The following is a 16,773-nucleotide window of genomic DNA, read 5'->3' as shown; positions in this document are numbered from 1 at the left end:
AAGATGTTCTGTCATGAGAGTGCAGTGTAAATATGCATTAGTTGAACTTATAAAGTAGATGAATTATACAGGACATATGAACTCAACACAGAGAAGGAGGGCTTATCTTTGACAGAGAAATCATCCCTTTTGCTTCAGGAGCAGGAGAAGAATATAGATACCGGCACTGAGCATAGTGCTCGATCTGAACTGACTTATGATCAGCGCAGCTTCATCATGAATGGAGAACGAGTATTTCTGAACAGTGCCACCATTCATTATTTCCGCATGCCAAGGGAGGAATGGCGGGAGGTTCTAATGAAGGCGAAGTTGGCAGGCATGAATTGCATTGATACCTATTTTGCCTGGAACGTGCACGAGCCGGAGGAAGGACAATGGTCGTTCGAAGGAGACAATGATTGCGGTGCCTTTCTGGACCTGTGTGCAGAGTTGGGCATGTATGTAATCACGAGGCCGGGTCCGTTTATTTGCGCAGAATGGGATTTTGGCGGCTTTCCGTATTGGTTGGAAACGAAGCAGGGAATCAAGTTCCGGCAAAATAATGAAGCCTATCTGCATTATGTAGATTTGTATTTTGACCGAATCATTCCAATCATTCGTGAGCGCCAGCTATCTGCCGGAGGCACTGTTATTCTCGTGCAGGTCGAGAACGAATACGGCTATCTGATGGATGATGCAGCAGCAAGTGCCCATATGAACCACCTTCGGGACAGCCTGCTTCAGCGAGGGATTGACGTTCCGCTTATCACCTGTGTAGGGGGCGCGGAGGGAACGATTGAAGGGGCCAACTTCTGGTCAGGTGCTGACGGGCATTATGCGAAGCTGCGGGAGAAACAGCCGGATACACCGAAGATCGTTACGGAATTTTGGACGGGATGGTTCGAGAATTGGGGTGGGCCCTCTGCCATTCAGAAGACGGCGCCACTATTTGAGAAACGTATGATGGAAATTCTTCGCACAGGTTACACCGGAATCAGTCATTACATGTTCTACGGCGGAACCAACTTTGGCGGATACGGTGGCAGAACCGTGGGCAGCAGCGATATTTTCATGATTACCTCCTACGATTATGATGCACCGCTGAACGAGTACGGGCGGGGAACGGCCAAGTATGCCGTAGCCAAGACGTTATCCTATTTTGTCGATGCATTTGGCGCATTGCTGATGGAGACGGAGGAAGTACCAGCAGAGCAGATCAAGGTCCGTCATCCGCAAGGCGTTTCTGTACGAGGCAGGTCTAAAGGTAGCGAGAAGATATGGTTCTTGGAGAGTCGCAAAGAGGAGCGCGAGACGTTTCACGTCACGCTGGAGGAAGGCCGGACAATTCCCGTTGCCCTGAACCCAGGGCAGATTATTCCGATACTGGACAGGGTAGAGATTGCCCAGAATGTATACCTGACAGGTGGCACGATGATTACGGGCAATGAAGTGGTGAACGGAAAATTGACCCTGTTCATCGTTGCGGAGGCGGGACAGCGTTCAGTTATAGAACTGGAGACAAACGTCTTGAATGTACAGGGCAGCAGCATGCAAGTACTGGTTGAACGTGATCAGTTAAACGGAGCTTATCGGTTCGAACTGGTACATTTCTGTGAGCCAGGCATCATTCATCTGGAGGCAAGTGGTGTCCTCATTCGGTTCGTGGTTCTGGACAAGGCAACGATGGATCGCACGTGGAGAATCAATGGAGGGGGAGGCGCGAAACAGTTGCGTTACGCAATCGGATTCGATGATGTAGATGTCTCCCTATCCGGGCAGGTCACGGGTATGATCTCTGATCCGAATCGGAATATTTTACTTCTCGGGAGTTGGGCGGATGGTGAACGGTCGTTGACTGGACATGAGTTCATATACGGAGAAGCAAACGATTCACAGAGTGTTGTACAGGATGAACATGTTCAGGAGTCATCCCCAGAAAATCAGTATGCTCTGTTCACCACGCCGCCAATGCCACCGAAACTGTCGGATTCCCCTGAGCTGTCTCGTGTGACTTTGACAGCGGAACAGCGTGCTTCGAATGGTCAACCAGAGCATTTTTCCCAGTACGGACAGGATTTCGGGTATCTGTTATACGAGTGCGACTTCGACCGTTCGGAGGAAGGAATCACCACCCTTATTCTGCCGGATCTCCAGGATACGACCAGAATTTATGTTAATCGTGTAGAGCAGGCACTGGTTCGTCAAGTTGGTGCAGCGGGTGTTCAGGTGCAGACGACCAAAGGAAAGAATACACTTCAGGTGCTGGTACAGCATATGGGCAGGCTGAATTTTTCTCCTTATTTGGGTGAAAGCAAAGGCCTAACAGGATCTGTATACATCGGTGGTTCCGTTCAGGATATACGCCGGAATTGGCATACGGAGCATGGGGTGGTGCATCTCGATGAAGTGAATCATCTTGAGGATGCCCCACTTCTGAGCAGAAGCTTTACGCTGGATGGCATGGACCGTGGGATTCTCGTTGGAGCGGTGAGCCAGGGATTGCGCATTAATGGCATGGATGTGCCAATGGAAGGGTATCAGAACTGGTTTTCGTTCAACACATTGGATCTTTCCCTTTATTTGCGGCATGGAGAGATCAATACGCTGGAGATGCCTTATAGCAGAACGCCGCTGAATCGGCTGGAACTGATCCTTTACCGGAGTGAAAATGAGCTGAAGGATTGGCGCATGGCAGGTACGGATGCCCTGCTTCCACGACAATGGGGATTATATGAGCCACCGAACGTTTCAGGTCATCTCGATACCTATCGGCAGGATGCGGACTATAGTGGCAATTGGAATGCCATGTCGGTGGGCAATGGTTCGTACGGTCAACCTGTCTGGTACCGCTGGCGTTTTTCCAAGTCAGCTGTGCCCGAACACTTCCGAGTGAACCTGATGCTTCGTCTTACCGGGATGAGCAAGGGAAAAATTCATCTGAACGGGCACCATCTGGGACGTTATTGGCAGATCGGTCCGCAAGAGGATTACAAAATTCCGGTATCCTGGCTGCAGGATGAGAATGAATTGCTGTTATTTGATGAGGAAGGTCGAACGCCAGAACGGGTGCGTTTCTTGTATGATAACTTGTCCCAGTATCCATGGGGTGTGGTTGAGTAAATCTTCTTTTCATTGAACCGTATAAGAAGAATTGGGTCTGTTCTAACCAGTCGTGTCCTGTTCTAGAGGTTCCCAATTATTCTTTTAACCTCTCTTTGCGGAGACTGCTCGGATAATTGAATCTATAGATTCTGAATCTCCGGGCAGTTCTTGCAAGGTGAATGGACGGTGAGGACAGCTAGTATTGTTTATTGAAACCGTTTACATAATGAGGGTTTGCGGGCTACGTAGTCTTTGGAGGGGGTGATGTTTGGCAAAAGATATGCCTGTCCCACATTTTCGATAAGGAGATGACCCATGTTCACAAGGAAAAGATGGAGCACAAGATTATTCAAAACTTGTAAGTCCGGCATGATCATGCTGCTTGGAGCATTGCTTCTATTCATCACGTTATTCCCGAATACAGCCAGAGCAGCAACAAGTGTTTACACGATTTCGGCTTTTACCAATACGAGTGAATCCAATCTGTATATCTATGAATCCTACAATGCGACTAATTACGGTTTGCTTAAAGGGCCTGCATATACACCCCCGGCCAATCTGATCCGAGATCCCAGCATCATGAAGCATACGGATGGGCTGTATTATGTCGTTTATACCACGAACTGGTCAGGCAATACGATTGGCATCGCATCCAGCACGGATAAGGTGAATTGGACGTTTGTCCGTAATATTACCCTATCTGGACCCACCACGATTGCGCATACCTGGGCACCGGAATGGTTCAAGGACAGCAACGGAAGTCTGAACATCATCGTGTCCATCTCCCCAGGCAACTATGAGAACTTCAAACCTTATGTCATCACGGCGACCAATTCAACCTTGTCTTCCACAACATGGTCTGCTGCCACAGAGCTTGCAGGTCTTGCCCCCAACTACATCGATACCTTCATCGTTAAGACCGGCTTAACCTATCACGCATTCACCAAGAATGAAACCACCAAGTATATCGAATATGCTACATCTACTTCCCTCACCGGACCTTACACATTCAAAGGGACAGGGGATTGGGCTGGCTGGGGTTCCTGGGTAGAGGGACCTGCGCTTGTCCAGCTGGATAACGGTTCCTGGCGAATCTATTTTGACGGATACTCTACACAAAAATATTATTACAGCGACTCTGCCGACGGATTTCAAACCTGGAGTGCAAAGCAGGAGCTTGCCGGTCTGACCGGGTTGGTTCGGCACATGACCGTGTTGAAGGAGACAGGACAACCGGGTGATATTCGAAGGCTGGAATCGTACAATGCTCCGGGCAGCTATATTCGCCATTACAACTATCAGGCCCGCATGGACACCAACGTCAGCCCTGCGGAGGATGCACAGTTTCGCATCGTTCCTGGACTGGCTGATTCATCAGCGGTATCGTTCGAATCCATCAATTATCCGGGCTACTTCCTGAGGCATTACAACTATGACATTGTACTTGTGAAAAATGATGGCAGTGCAGCCTTCAAAAGTGATGCCACGTTCAAGCGTGTTAATGGGCTTGCCAATTCTTCATGGACTTCTTACGTATCCTCGAATTACCCAGACCGTTATTTGAGACATGTGAACAACATGCTGCGGCTGGAACCGATCGTAACCGCGGTTGACAAATCGGACGCCACCTTCAGGGAGACAGCACAATAAAGCATGAAAAGACTCCATTTAACTCATTTTAGAAGGAGTGAATCGAATGAAATGGTTGAAACGATTGGGTGCTCTACTGCTGGCTGGAAGTCTTATAACAGGGGGATTGGGTACGGAAGCATCCGCCGCGGGTTCTTATACAGCTACGGCTGATCCCTCGAAGCAATATCAGACCATCGAAGGTTGGGGAACATCCCTTGCCTGGTGGGGCAAAGTGGTTGGGGAGTACTCCAACCGGGATGAATATGTAGAAAAGATGTTTAGCCCAACAACCGGACTAGGTCTGAACGTCCTTCGTTACAACATTGGAGGCGGCGATAATCCTGCATCAAACGTGCTGGAATATCGCAAAGCCGTGCCGGGATATCAGCCTTCCCCGGGCGTGTATGACTGGAATGCAGATGCCAATCAGAGGTATATGCTCCAAGCCGCCAAATCATATGGAGTCAACGTCTTTGAAGCCTTTGCGAACTCGGCACCCTATTGGATGACTATTAGCGGAAGTGTGTCCGGTGCCGCGAATGGTGGCAACAATCTCAAGCCGGATTATTATGATGATTTTGCAGATTATCTCACAGAGGTCGTGAAGCATTTCAGAGATAACTGGGGGATCACGTTTGACACAGTTACCCCGCTCAATGAACCGATCTCCACTTGGTGGAAGCTGGGCAATAATCAGGAGGGTATGCATTTTGATCGGGCAGATCAAAACACGATTCTGAGCCAGTTGCAATCTTCACTTACAGCAAAGGGATTGTCCACGAAGCTAAGCGCACCAGAAGAATACAGTCTGGATGACACAACCACTTCCTTCAACAGTTACAGCAGTGCAGTGAAGTCTGCGATCAGTCAGATTAACACACATACCTATGGCGGAAGCAATCGTGTATCATTGCGGAATACAGCGACTTCAGCGGGAAAACATCTCTGGACCTCAGAATATGGAGACGGGGATGCCAGTGGACTAACGATGTCACGCACAATCCTTAAGGATTTACGCAACATGGGGGCGAGTGCGTGGGTGTACTGGCAGGCCGTAGATAGTGCGGATGGCTGGGGATTTTTCAAAAACGTACTGAATAACACGCAAACGACCAGCTACACCGTGAATCAGAAATATTATGTCATGGGCAACTACAGCAAGTTTATTCGTCCCGGAACCAAGATCATTGGTATGAGTGATGCCAATACGCTTGCTGCCTATGATGCTGCTTCAGGTAAAGTAGTGCTGGTGACTACCAATTCGGATTCGAGTGATACAACGGTGACGTACGATTTGAGTCAGTTTACAAGTGTTGGATCGTCTGCTCAAGTACACCGAACATCCTCTACGGAGAAGTTGCAGCAATTGACCAACATCAACATTCAGAATAAAAAGTTTACAGCGACCGTCAAAGCAGGCTCGGTTACAACCTATGTCATATCCGGCGCGACTTATAACGGCAGTACAGGATATGAATCCGGGGCGATCTATAAGCTGATCAATCGGAACAGTGATCTCGCTCTGGATGTGAATGGAGCTTCCACTGCCGGGGGTGCAACGATCATCCAGTGGAACGACAATGGCGCAGCAAACCAACAATGGAAGTTGGAGTCTGCGGGCAACGGTTATTATAAGATCCGTAACGTAGGCAGTGGTCTGCTGCTGGATGTGAATCAGAGCTCAACTCAAGGAGGCGCAGCCCTGATTCAATGGCAGGATAATGGGGGCAACAATCAACAGTGGTTACCGGTGGATGTCGGAGGATATCTTGTGCTCGTGAACCGCAATAGCGGCTTAACCGTTGATATCAACCAGAGCTCCACAACCGCTGGTGCCTCGACCATTCAATGGGCAGACAATGGTGGGGCCAATCAGCAATGGAGCTTGGTCAAAGTGAATTAGCAATGGCTGTGCGACCTGTTTATTTCGATTAGATTTGGTTCATGGTACTCCTTTCTTGAAACATGGTGCGCTATACCACACGGCACGGTTCAAGAAAGGAGTTCACCCCGATATATGGCTACCAAATCGGGAAAGAGCAAATCGTCCGATATCCTGATCCGTATGCCCTGTTTGCACCAAGTCAGACAATATTTTGCCTACTGCACTTGCGAATTTGAAGCCATGACCGGAGAATCCGCCTGCCAGCCATACATGGTTATGGGCGGGGTGACGGTCAATAATAAAATCCTCATCCGATGTGAACTCGTATTTGCATACCGCACCACGCTTCAGCTTTCCGGCTGCCAGAGGCATCCGAAGTTCAAGCAATCTCCGCAGATCACCCTCATCCGTTTCATCAGAGCCAAATGGAGCCAGTGTACCGCCTGGTGTCCACTCTTGCCCCGTATCGTGACGTCCAATTTTCAGACCCGACCCGCAAATGCTTGGAAATCCATAATATCCACCTTCTTTTCCAGCCAGCGTGAAACCGGGAAAGTGATCCTCGGCGAACAATGCCTCCGGTGCATCAAACCATCCCACGGTTTTGCGTACAGCTCGAATGGGTAGGTTCACGAATGGTTTCAGCGTCCGAAACCATGCTCCGGCACTGAGGATAACCTGGTTCGCATAATACGTCTCGCCAGCAGATGTGATGACTCCAACAGAATCTGGGCTACACTCGATATGTTCAACACGTGTATGCGTTAAGAGAGTGGCACCCGATGCTTCGGCTGCCTGACGGAAAGCGAGCACGCAGCGTTCACTGAACAAATATCCTGCATCAGGCTCATACATTCCCTCGTAATGTTCAGGGACTTCAATGCCTGGCCAGCGTTTCATGATTTCGGTTGCGCGCAAGGTTTCATACCGAATCCCCGCATCGTCAGCATGGGTTAAACGATTATGAAAAGAATAGATGCCCGGGTCAACTATATTCAAGACGCCCGAAGGTACAAGTAATTTGGCCCCGGTAGTATCCTCCAGTTCTTCCCACAGTTCCTGCGCCAGAAGTGCCATCGCTATATAATCAGGTCCCCCGCTATACACATGGCGGATAAGCCGTGGTTCTCCGTGATGGCTGCCTTCCGTATGCGGAGGATCAAAGGCATCCATCAGCAATGTTTTTAATCCGCTGCGCGATAGATAATAACCTGCACTCATGCCCATCGATCCGGCTCCAACGATAATGACATCATAGGAATGTGATATAACCATCCCTCCTTCCGCTTATTTATCTCAGACCAATCGTATACAGGATAATCTAGTCTTCAAATCTGCAGCAGTCAATAGAACCGGTTATAGAGAAAGCCGATACGACAATAGAAAAAATTGATTAAGGATAAAGTTGTATGTATACCAAAATAGTGGTAGAGTTTTGAACTAAACATTCCGACCTGATTAGTCGGTATTTCAGATCTCTGTAAATTCAGATGAAGAACAAGGAAGGTGAAGTCAACGTCAACGAATCCAACACAAACGTCTGGTTTTCCCAGTCAAACCTATGCCGAAATTGTACTTAAACCCGCCTATAATCAGGCCACACAGCATCTGCTGAACCCCATGATGGCCGTAAACAAAGCACATCTGATTATGCTCCGTGAGCAACACATCATTTCGGAAGAAGAGGCGTGCCATATCGCTTCGGCTATACAAAGTCTGGATGTGGATGGGCTCCGAACGAGCGAATATTCCTCCCACGTTGAAGATTTGTTCTACCAAGTTGAAGTTGAACTAGATAAGCTCGGCGGACCCTCTGTCGGGAATCTGCATTTAGCCAGAAGCCGCAACGATATGGGAATTGCCATGTATCGTATGGTGCTGAGGGAGAAGCTGAACTCAACGATTTCCTCAGGGCTGTTATTACACAGAAGCCTAAGAAAGTTTGCATTACGTCATATCAATACCCTCATGATTGCTCACACGCATACCCAACAAGCCCAGCCGACAACACTTGCCCATTACATCTGTGCCGTTAGTGATTCCCTTGAACGGGATCTTAATCGGTTGAGATCCGCCTATGCAGGCTGCAATCGCAGCAGTCTTGGTGCGGCTGCGCTCACCACTTCTGGATTTCCGGTCTGTCGAGGCCGGACCGCAGAACTGCTTGGCTTTGATGGCATTATTGAGAATGCCTATGATGCCGTCAGCGGTGCGGATTATGCAGGTGAAGCCGCCTCTGTAGCCCAGCTTGCAGCTATCAATCTGGGGCGTTTCGTTCAGGATCTGCTGTTATGGTGCACACAGGAATATGGTGCATTAATTGTAGCTGCCCCTTACGTTCAGATTAGTTCCATCATGCCGCAAAAACGGAATCCGGTATCGATTGAACACACCCGTTCACTCCTTTCAAGTGCCAAAGGGGATGCAGCAACTGCGCTTAATATGATGCATAACACGCCCTTTGGCGACATTGTAGATACCGAAGATGATATGCAGCCCTATATATGGAGAAGTCTGAATACGCTTGGATCTGTATACCGCTTGCTGTCCGAAGTCATGGATACCCTTAAGGTCAATGTGTCATTGCTGCGTGAACGGGCAGAGCATAGCTTCGCCACGGTTACCGAACTTGCAGATACATTGGTTCGCACAGAAGGATTATCGTTTCGACAAGCTCATTCCATCGTGAGCCGCATTGTAACACAGCTGACTGAGTCCGGTACTTCCATTTCGGGATTGAACTGGGATGTTGTGAATACAGCGATTCAGGAGATTGCCGCCAAGCCGCTTGCCCTAACCTTTGAGCAATTAGAGGAAGCAATATCTCCCGAGCATTTTGTACACATTCGGCATGTGCGTGGTGGACCGAATCCGGAGGAAGTGGCAAGAGCATTGGAGGCTCAATCGCTCCGTCTTGACACACAGGAACAATGGAGTCTCGGCACCACCAATAAACTCCGTTCCGTAGATGCGAATCTGGATTTAATTCTAAACGGTTGGCTTAACCAAACCTAAACGGAAGGAGCAAAATCAATGTTCTCCAATCCTGACTTTCGAGTTTTTGATATCCATGCCCATCTGCCTTATAAACTTTTGTTTTCCTCATATAAAAACCACGAACTGGTGACGCGATATGGCAAGGAACGAAGTGAGCGAATGCGACTAACCTGGGATTTCCCGGCGGTGGAGGAGCAGGGAGAGGAAGCAGCACGGCCGTTAATTGAACGGTGGGTAGATGAATTGGACAAATACAATATTGCCGGACTTAACTTTCTGACAGCTCTGGATAATGACAATCTGGCTGAACAAATATCCATATACCCGGATCGGTTTACCGGCTTCGCCTATCATCCCATTGAAAATGAAGATGCATCCATAGAGCTTCGTCGGGCGGTTGATGAGCTCGGATTGCGAGGATATAAGTTGTTTGGTCCCCTCACCCAGATTCCCTTTGACTCCCCTTCGCTTGATCCGGTGTGGGCGTTTCTTGCGGAGCGCCGCCTGCCTGTCCTGATTCATTTTGGCATGCTTGGTCATGCCGGAGGCATCGTTCATCATCCCAACATCAATCCGCTTGCCATCTTTAACACGGCCCGTGCTTACCCGGATATTCCGTTCATTATCCCTCATTTTGGCGCAGGCTATTTCCAGGAACTGCTTCATCTAAGCTGGAGCTGCCCTAACGTCTACATCGACACATCGGGTTCCAATCAGTGGGTACGCTGGATGCCATACGAGCTGAATCTGGAGATATTATTTCGAAAAACCTACGAACTGTTGGGTCCGGAGCGAATTATCTTTGGAACGGATGCAAGCGGATTTCCACGTGGTTATCCCTATCGTTATTTGCAGGATCAGGTGCGTGTATGCCGTGAACTTCGCTTCCCTGAAGCAGACATTGAACTCATTTTCGGAAATAACGCAAGGCGTTTATTGAAGCTGCCTGTTGGCAAAGCCGTCGGTTCCATCAACGCGTAAGTCAAGGAAATAAAGAACGGGGTATAACACTTTTTGTTGCAAAAGAGGGGAGAGTGGCTTCACTTGATGGAATCTGGTTACTTTTCATTCAGACCAAGCAAGACCCTGCAATTATTGATTGCAGGTTTACTCTTATTGAGCATTACAGCTTGTTCAACCAAGCCATCTGAAGAGTCCGGTTCAGTAGCTGTTACAGCTTCGGGTGATCAGACGGAGCCCATCACGATTGAGTACTGGCAGTACGAATTTCCAGCCAAGGTTGAACTGATCAATACCTTAATCCAGGAATTCGAGACTGAACATCCCAACATCAAAGTCAAACAAACCAATTTTCCGTACGACCAGTACAATCAAAAGGTGGCTACACTTGTTCCCGCTGGAAAAGGACCGGATGTCATCAATCTGTATTACGGCTGGCTGCCCAAATATGTGCAATCCGGTTATTTACAGCCGCTGCCTGAAAGCAGCTTTCCCGGCATCGCAGAGGCATTTTTCCCTTTTGTAGATACAGCCAAATTAAATGGAAGCTATTATGCTCTGCCTACAGGCGTGAGAACGCTGGGGTTGTTTTATAACAAGGACCTGTTCACCAAGGCTGGACTTGATCCCGACAAACCGCCGACGACTTGGGAAGCGCTTGTCTCGGATGCCAAGGCATTAACGGAAACGGACAAAAACGGCCAGTTGGTGACAGAGGGTTTCGCGTGGGAACCGGGTTCCCAGCTTCATCACTGGTTCCGAGACGGATTGTTATATCAAGCAGGAGGCAAGGATACGAGCGAGGATCGTCGGAAAATTCTGTGGAATGATACACCCGCAGGGCTTGAAGCATTCAAATATCTGGTGGATTTTGCAACTGTGCATAAGGTGGGCATTAACGGATTTTACACCGATGATGCCAATGCATTCAAAACGGGCCATGCTGCAATTAACGTGGATGGTTCATATCGATTGGGATCTATCAAAAAAGACGCACCCGATTTGAATTTTGCTGTCGCACCGCTGCCGGGTTATAAAGGAAAATCCACACAGGCTTCATTCTGGGCCAATGCGATACCGGCCAATGTTACCGGAGAGAAGTTGGAAGCAGCGACAACATTCCTGCAGTTTTTGATCAGCAAGGGCGTTCAGGAACAATGGGTGGAGAAGGTCGGTGAACTTCCTGCACAGAAAGAAGTCGCTCTTCAGGATAAGTATGTGAATGACCCGCTGCTTGGCCCTTTTATCTCCCAACTGAACGATGCCAATGCCCACTTCTTCATTGATGAGACGCAGGAGCGTACATTGTTTGTGAACGCTGTGGATGAGGTGCTGCTTAATCATGTGCCGGAAGAGCAGGCTTTCAATGATCTGGTGACCAAAACCCAGAAGCTCTATGACGACTACTGGGCGAAACAGGATAAGAAAAAATAAGCTCTCATTCAAGGAGGCTGCGCAGCTATGAGGAGTACCGGAGTGATCCCTTCGCGGCCGAAACGGCGTTTATGGTTCGGATCGGGAATAGGAAGACTCAATTACAGACATAAACAGCGGTTATTCATTTATGGCGGTTTGTTGATTCCGCTGATCTATTTTGTAGTCATCCGCATCTTGCCGATTCTGTATTCCTTTAACGTGAGCTTTCGCGAATGGGGCATGCTGTCACCGGATAAACCCTTTGTGGGCTTTGATAATTATGCTACGTTGCTAAGTGACCCTCTGTTTCTTAAGTCGCTGGTGAACACAGGAATTTACGTCGTTGTTGGTGTACCTGCACAGTTGATTGCCGGATTAATCGTGGCTCTTCTTCTCCAGCAAGTGGTGAAGCTGCGCGGACTGTTCAGGACGGCCTACTTTATTCCGTATGTAACCAGTGTAGTGGCGGTAAGCTGGATATTCCGGTGGCTGCTAATGAAGAACGGGATTGTAAATGCTCTATTTATTGAGTTGGGCCTTGGTCCGCAATCTTTCCTGTATTCGCCCTCACAGGCCATCTTCTGGATTATTGCGGTGATGGTATGGCAGAATATTGGCTTTCAGATGCTCATTTTCCTGGCGGGCCTGCAAAACATCCCTAAATTGTATTATGAAGCGGCTGCCATAGACGGAGCCACGGGCTGGCAGCGCTTTGTGCATATTACGATCCCTCTGTTGAACCCGGTTATGCTCCTCTCCGTCGTCATGGCAAGCATTGGGTTCCTGCAATCCTTTACCCAGGTGCTGAATATGACTGGCGGCGGGCCGTTGGACTCCACCATATCTGTCGTGCTTCATATATACAATTTGGCTTTCAAGAGTTTTGATATGGGTCTGGCTTCGGCAGCCACAGTCATTCTGTTTGTCATCATACTCATGTTGACACTGGTTCAGCTTAAAGTGCTGGGTAGCCGTTTTCAACAGGAGTAAAAGGAAAGGAGGGTGCTTTTCAAGCATGAGCAGAACTGCCGCATGGGCCGATACCCGAACAACGCTCCGCTGGAAACGTTCCGGTTCACTGATCAGTTATGGTTTACTTACGCTCGGACTTGGTTTGATGGTGTTTCCGTTTCTATGGATGATATCGACGTCGTTCAAGACGCTGGATGAAATCTACTCTCTAAGCCTCATCCCTTCCAGAGTCACATGGGACAATTATGCGGCCATTTTTCAGGGAACCCCATTTCCCCGCTGGATGTTGAACAGCCTATATGTAGCCGTCATTGCCACCGTGAGCGTTTGCGTATTTGATTCCATTACGGGATACATTCTGGCCAAATTTACCTTCTGGGGGAAACAGGTTATCTTTGTACTCATTCTGAGTACATTAATGGTGCCGACTGAAATGCTGATTATTCCATGGTATCTTGTGTCCAGCAGTTTCAACGGCATGGATACATACTGGGGTATTTTGTTTCCAGGTTTAATATCCGGGTTTGGCATTTTTCTAATGAAGCAATTCATGGAATCCCTTCCTTTGGAATTACTGGACGCGGCACGAATGGATGGCATGGGAGAATGGGGCATTTTCCTTCGGATTGCTGTTCCGCTGGTTAGACCAGCGTTTGCCACCCTCTGCATTCTGACATTCCTGGGCAGTTGGAATTCATTCATCTGGCCGCTTATTATTACGCAGAGTGAGGAGATGTTTACGATTCCGGTCGGCATGGCTTTCTTCTCCAGCGAGGCCAAGGACAGCAGCAACTGGGTGCAGATTATGACTGGAGCAACACTTTCGGTTCTGCCATTGATCGTTCTCTTTCTGTGCTTCCAGAAGCAGATCATTCGTGGCATTGCTACAACAGGGCTCAAATAGCATTAAAGCGTCGGACTTTTTTTATAGAAAAACAGAACACTACAATACAAAACAAAGCCGGTTACCCCGTCAGGGGTCCGGTTTGTTTTATTACATAAAAATGAAAAGGTCATACGTGCAATGAAGCGGTGCATTTTCCATATGGAAATGGGTGATTCGTCCATGGAAGGCCGGACCGACCTTGGATATAATCGGAGACTACAGCCGTAGCAACCAGGAGGAATCTTTATTGAAACAAGTGATGAGACATGACGGAACAGAACCAGAGGTAACGTTGCCGGGAACAACCTTTTACCGCATGCGTGCAGAACAGACCGAAAGAGAGTATGAGATCAGAGTTTGGGTGCCGGAGGGTACCCCGCCAGCTTCAGGATATCCCGTGATCTATCTGCTGGATGCCAATGCGGTGTTTGGTACGATGGTTGAGGCCATGCGTGTACAATCTTTACGCCCGGAGAAGACCGGGGTTGTGCCGTCAGTTATTGTTGGCGTTGGGTATGCAGTCCGGGAACCCTTTCCACCGGACAGGCACTATGATTTTATGATGTCGGTTCCCGAAGGGGAATTACCCCGGATACCGGATGGAGCAACTTGGCCGGAGCATGGCGGCGCTGAAGCATTCACCCTGTTTATCGAGGAACAATTGAAGCCGGATATTGAACGACGCTATCCTATCGACCGGAGCAGACAATCCGTTGTGGGGCACTCGCTGGGCGGATTATTTGTTTTGCAGTTGTTACTGGAACGTCCGGGAACCTACCGAAATTACATTGCAGGTAGTCCGTCTCTTCATTGGAACTCGGCATGGATCGCCCAGCAGCAAGAGACGTTTGCTTCCCGTTTGCTGGATAACCGGACGGAAATTCATGTTTTACTTGCAGCAGGAGAACTGGAGGGGAGTCATCCCAGCGGGGTAATTGAACGTTCCCGAGCGTTTACCGAATGGTTGAACCATTCCGATGCAAGTGGAGTCCGCGCTGATTTTATCTGTTTTGAAGATGAGGGTCACGTCTCAGTATTACCTGTGTTGATCAGCAGGGCACTGCGATTTGCATCCAGAGATTGAACGGATTAGCACGATTATGAAAGAAGTAGTAGATGCGGGGGCCTCCGAAAATTTGATATACTGATTAATAGTTATTGAGAATGGTTATCAAATGGAGGCCTGTAAATAGATGATTTCCCCTAACATATATACGAATCAAGAAATGGATTCCGCGTATGCACTCGACAGATTGACTATAAAATTGCGTGATATAGAGAAAATGAAATCCACTTCAGACTGGAACATTCCCCAGCAGCATACCTCATCTTATGTGCTTGTCATGGTCACAGGTGGTGAAGCCTTACTGACACTGGATCGGGGGTCTATCCATATCCATGCACAAGGCGTTTATTCCTGTGTACCCGAATCCACTTTTGGGCTGACTTCTTTCGGAGATGAAGGAGCCGAAGTAACGATCATGCGGTTTGATCTTTATCAAGAGCTGCATGATGATCCTGACACCTTGCATGTGGTTAAAGATACCCCGATGTTCAGATCTGGCAAGGAGCTGGCGGTGTCTCCAACCGTTCAGCTCTCATTTATGTGCGAAGAAATACACAACCTGTGGCATAGTGGCAGGGCCATGGGGCATTTTCAGGCACATGTGCAGTTTCTCCAACTGCTCGCAAGCCTTACAGAAGCATCACCTCCGCTCAAGGAAGATTCCCAGATGATGATCCAGCGTACCAAAGATTATATCGATGAGCATTCCAATGAGAATCTAACCGTGGAATATCTGGCAGGCATGGCCGGGCTGAGTCCGAAATATTATGTGGACCTGTTCAAGCGAAGATACGGAATGAGTACAACCGATTATATCTCTTCACTCCGCATTAACCGGGCGAAGCAACTGATGGCCGGTACTGAAATGCGTCTGCGGGATATTGCCCATCAGGTTGGATACCAGGACGAATTTTATTTCAGTCGCAAATTTAAAAAAGCCATGGGAATATCCCCTTCGGTATATATGAACAGTCGCCGCCGTAAAATTGCCGCTTATCACATTGCGATTACAGGACATTTGCTAGCCCTGAACATGATTCCCTATGCGGCACCGCTGCACCCGAAATGGACGTCGTATTATTATCGAATGTATGGTAAAGACATCCCTGTGCATCTGAGTGCCTATCGGATTGACATGGAATGGCAATCCAAAATTCAGGCTCTGCAGGAGCATCAGCCAGACCTGATTATCAGTTACGACCACTTGCGACCTGAGGAGAAAGCACAGCTTGAAGGTATTGCGCCGGTTCATTACCTCACAGTCTCAGATCACAACTGGCGATCACAGCTTCAGATTCTGGCTGAACATCTGGGGGCACAGCAGGATGCCAAGAGTTGGCTGGAAACTTATGATCATAAGGCGGATCAGGTCAAAACGATGATGCAGCAGAAGCTTGGCAGCGAGAAGGTTGTCGTTGTCCGTTTGTTAAAACATCAGTTCACACGTTATTGTTCACCTTCCATGTTGGAAGTGTTATATGGAGATTTGGCAGTCAAACCAGCCCATATCAGTGAAGAAGGGGAGATATATAACGAGCCGATTACACTGGAACAACTGGATGAAATGCAGACCGATTGGATATTTCTGATGGTATGTCAGGAGAGTGAGACGTTATCCTTCTGGGAGGATGTTCAGAAAACCTCCTTGTGGCAAAATATAAAATCTGTTCAGAATAACCGGTTGTTCATCATCCCGGCTGATCCCTGGCTTGAGAACTCGCCCCTCGCCAACGAACGCATCCTGGACGATCTGATGGATCGCTATCGGTGAAAAATCCATAGAGATTCAGGACAGAGTCCATGGTTCTGTTGGTCAATCTTGTTTATCATTCAATAATGATTATTATTCTCAATTAGAATAATCGAAATTGAAGGGGG

The 16,773-nt window shown here is 48.4% G+C and carries 11 protein-coding genes; 10 read left to right on the top strand and 1 reads right to left on the bottom strand.

Going from position 1 to position 16,773, the window contains the following annotated elements; translation table 11 throughout:
• Positions 1–108 precede the first annotated feature (108 nt).
• The 3 genes from RS891_RS24100 (at position 109) to RS891_RS24090 (ending at position 6,616) form a co-directional block, all read left to right on the top strand.
• Positions 109–3,099, top strand: coding sequence for a beta-galactosidase (locus RS891_RS24100; protein ID WP_315793406.1), 2,991 nt, complete (start codon positions 109–111; stop codon positions 3,097–3,099).
• Positions 3,100–3,396: 297 nt separating this feature from the next.
• The gene (locus RS891_RS24095) at positions 3,397–4,731 is read left to right on the top strand and encodes a glycoside hydrolase family 43 protein (RefSeq protein WP_113053585.1); all 1,335 of its coding nucleotides are present in this window, start codon (positions 3,397–3,399) and stop codon (positions 4,729–4,731) included.
• Between the two features lie 46 nt (positions 4,732–4,777).
• Positions 4,778–6,616, top strand: coding sequence for an RICIN domain-containing protein (locus RS891_RS24090; protein ID WP_315793405.1), 1,839 nt, complete (start codon positions 4,778–4,780; stop codon positions 6,614–6,616).
• A 102-nt stretch (positions 6,617–6,718) separates the two neighbouring features.
• Here RS891_RS24090 and solA read toward each other — a convergent pair whose 3' ends face one another.
• The gene (solA, locus tag RS891_RS24085; protein ID WP_315793404.1) at positions 6,719–7,873 is read right to left on the bottom strand and encodes an N-methyl-L-tryptophan oxidase; all 1,155 of its coding nucleotides are present in this window, start codon (positions 7,871–7,873) and stop codon (positions 6,719–6,721) included.
• A gap of 231 nt (positions 7,874–8,104) precedes the next feature.
• Here solA and argH point away from each other — a divergent pair, with 231 nt between their 5' ends.
• The 7 genes from argH (at position 8,105) to RS891_RS24050 (ending at position 16,666) form a co-directional block, all read left to right on the top strand.
• A complete protein-coding gene (gene argH, locus RS891_RS24080) occupies positions 8,105–9,613 on the top strand; it encodes an argininosuccinate lyase (protein ID WP_315793403.1) in 1,509 nt (502 codons plus the stop codon).
• A gap of 18 nt (positions 9,614–9,631) precedes the next feature.
• Complete coding sequence (locus tag RS891_RS24075) at positions 9,632–10,576, top strand: amidohydrolase family protein (RefSeq protein WP_113053588.1); 945 nt, start codon at positions 9,632–9,634, stop codon at positions 10,574–10,576.
• Positions 10,577–10,642: 66 nt separating this feature from the next.
• Positions 10,643–11,989: a sugar ABC transporter substrate-binding protein gene (locus RS891_RS24070; protein WP_315796418.1), complete on the top strand. Its 1,347-nt coding sequence runs from the start codon at positions 10,643–10,645 to the stop codon at positions 11,987–11,989.
• A 27-nt stretch (positions 11,990–12,016) separates the two neighbouring features.
• Positions 12,017–12,961 (top strand): carbohydrate ABC transporter permease, encoded by a 945-nt coding sequence (locus tag RS891_RS24065; RefSeq protein ID WP_315793402.1) that lies wholly within the window; start codon positions 12,017–12,019, stop codon positions 12,959–12,961.
• 25 nt (positions 12,962–12,986) lie between these two features.
• On the top strand, positions 12,987–13,847 hold the full coding sequence (locus RS891_RS24060; RefSeq protein WP_315793401.1) for a carbohydrate ABC transporter permease: 861 nt from the start codon (positions 12,987–12,989) through the stop codon (positions 13,845–13,847).
• 241 nt (positions 13,848–14,088) lie between these two features.
• The gene (locus RS891_RS24055) at positions 14,089–14,913 is read left to right on the top strand and encodes an alpha/beta hydrolase (RefSeq protein ID WP_315796416.1); all 825 of its coding nucleotides are present in this window, start codon (positions 14,089–14,091) and stop codon (positions 14,911–14,913) included.
• 109 nt (positions 14,914–15,022) lie between these two features.
• On the top strand, positions 15,023–16,666 hold the full coding sequence (locus RS891_RS24050) for an AraC family transcriptional regulator (protein WP_315793400.1): 1,644 nt from the start codon (positions 15,023–15,025) through the stop codon (positions 16,664–16,666).
• Positions 16,667–16,773: the final 107 nt, after the last annotated feature.

Origin of the sequence: Paenibacillus sp. BIC5C1 (assembly GCF_032399705.1) — a bacterium.
In the GTDB taxonomy this organism is placed as follows: Bacteria; Bacillota; Bacilli; order Paenibacillales; family Paenibacillaceae; genus Paenibacillus; species Paenibacillus taichungensis_A.
The sequence above is the reverse complement of the archived record's forward strand: the minus strand, read 5'-3'. Positions and strand labels throughout refer to the sequence as shown.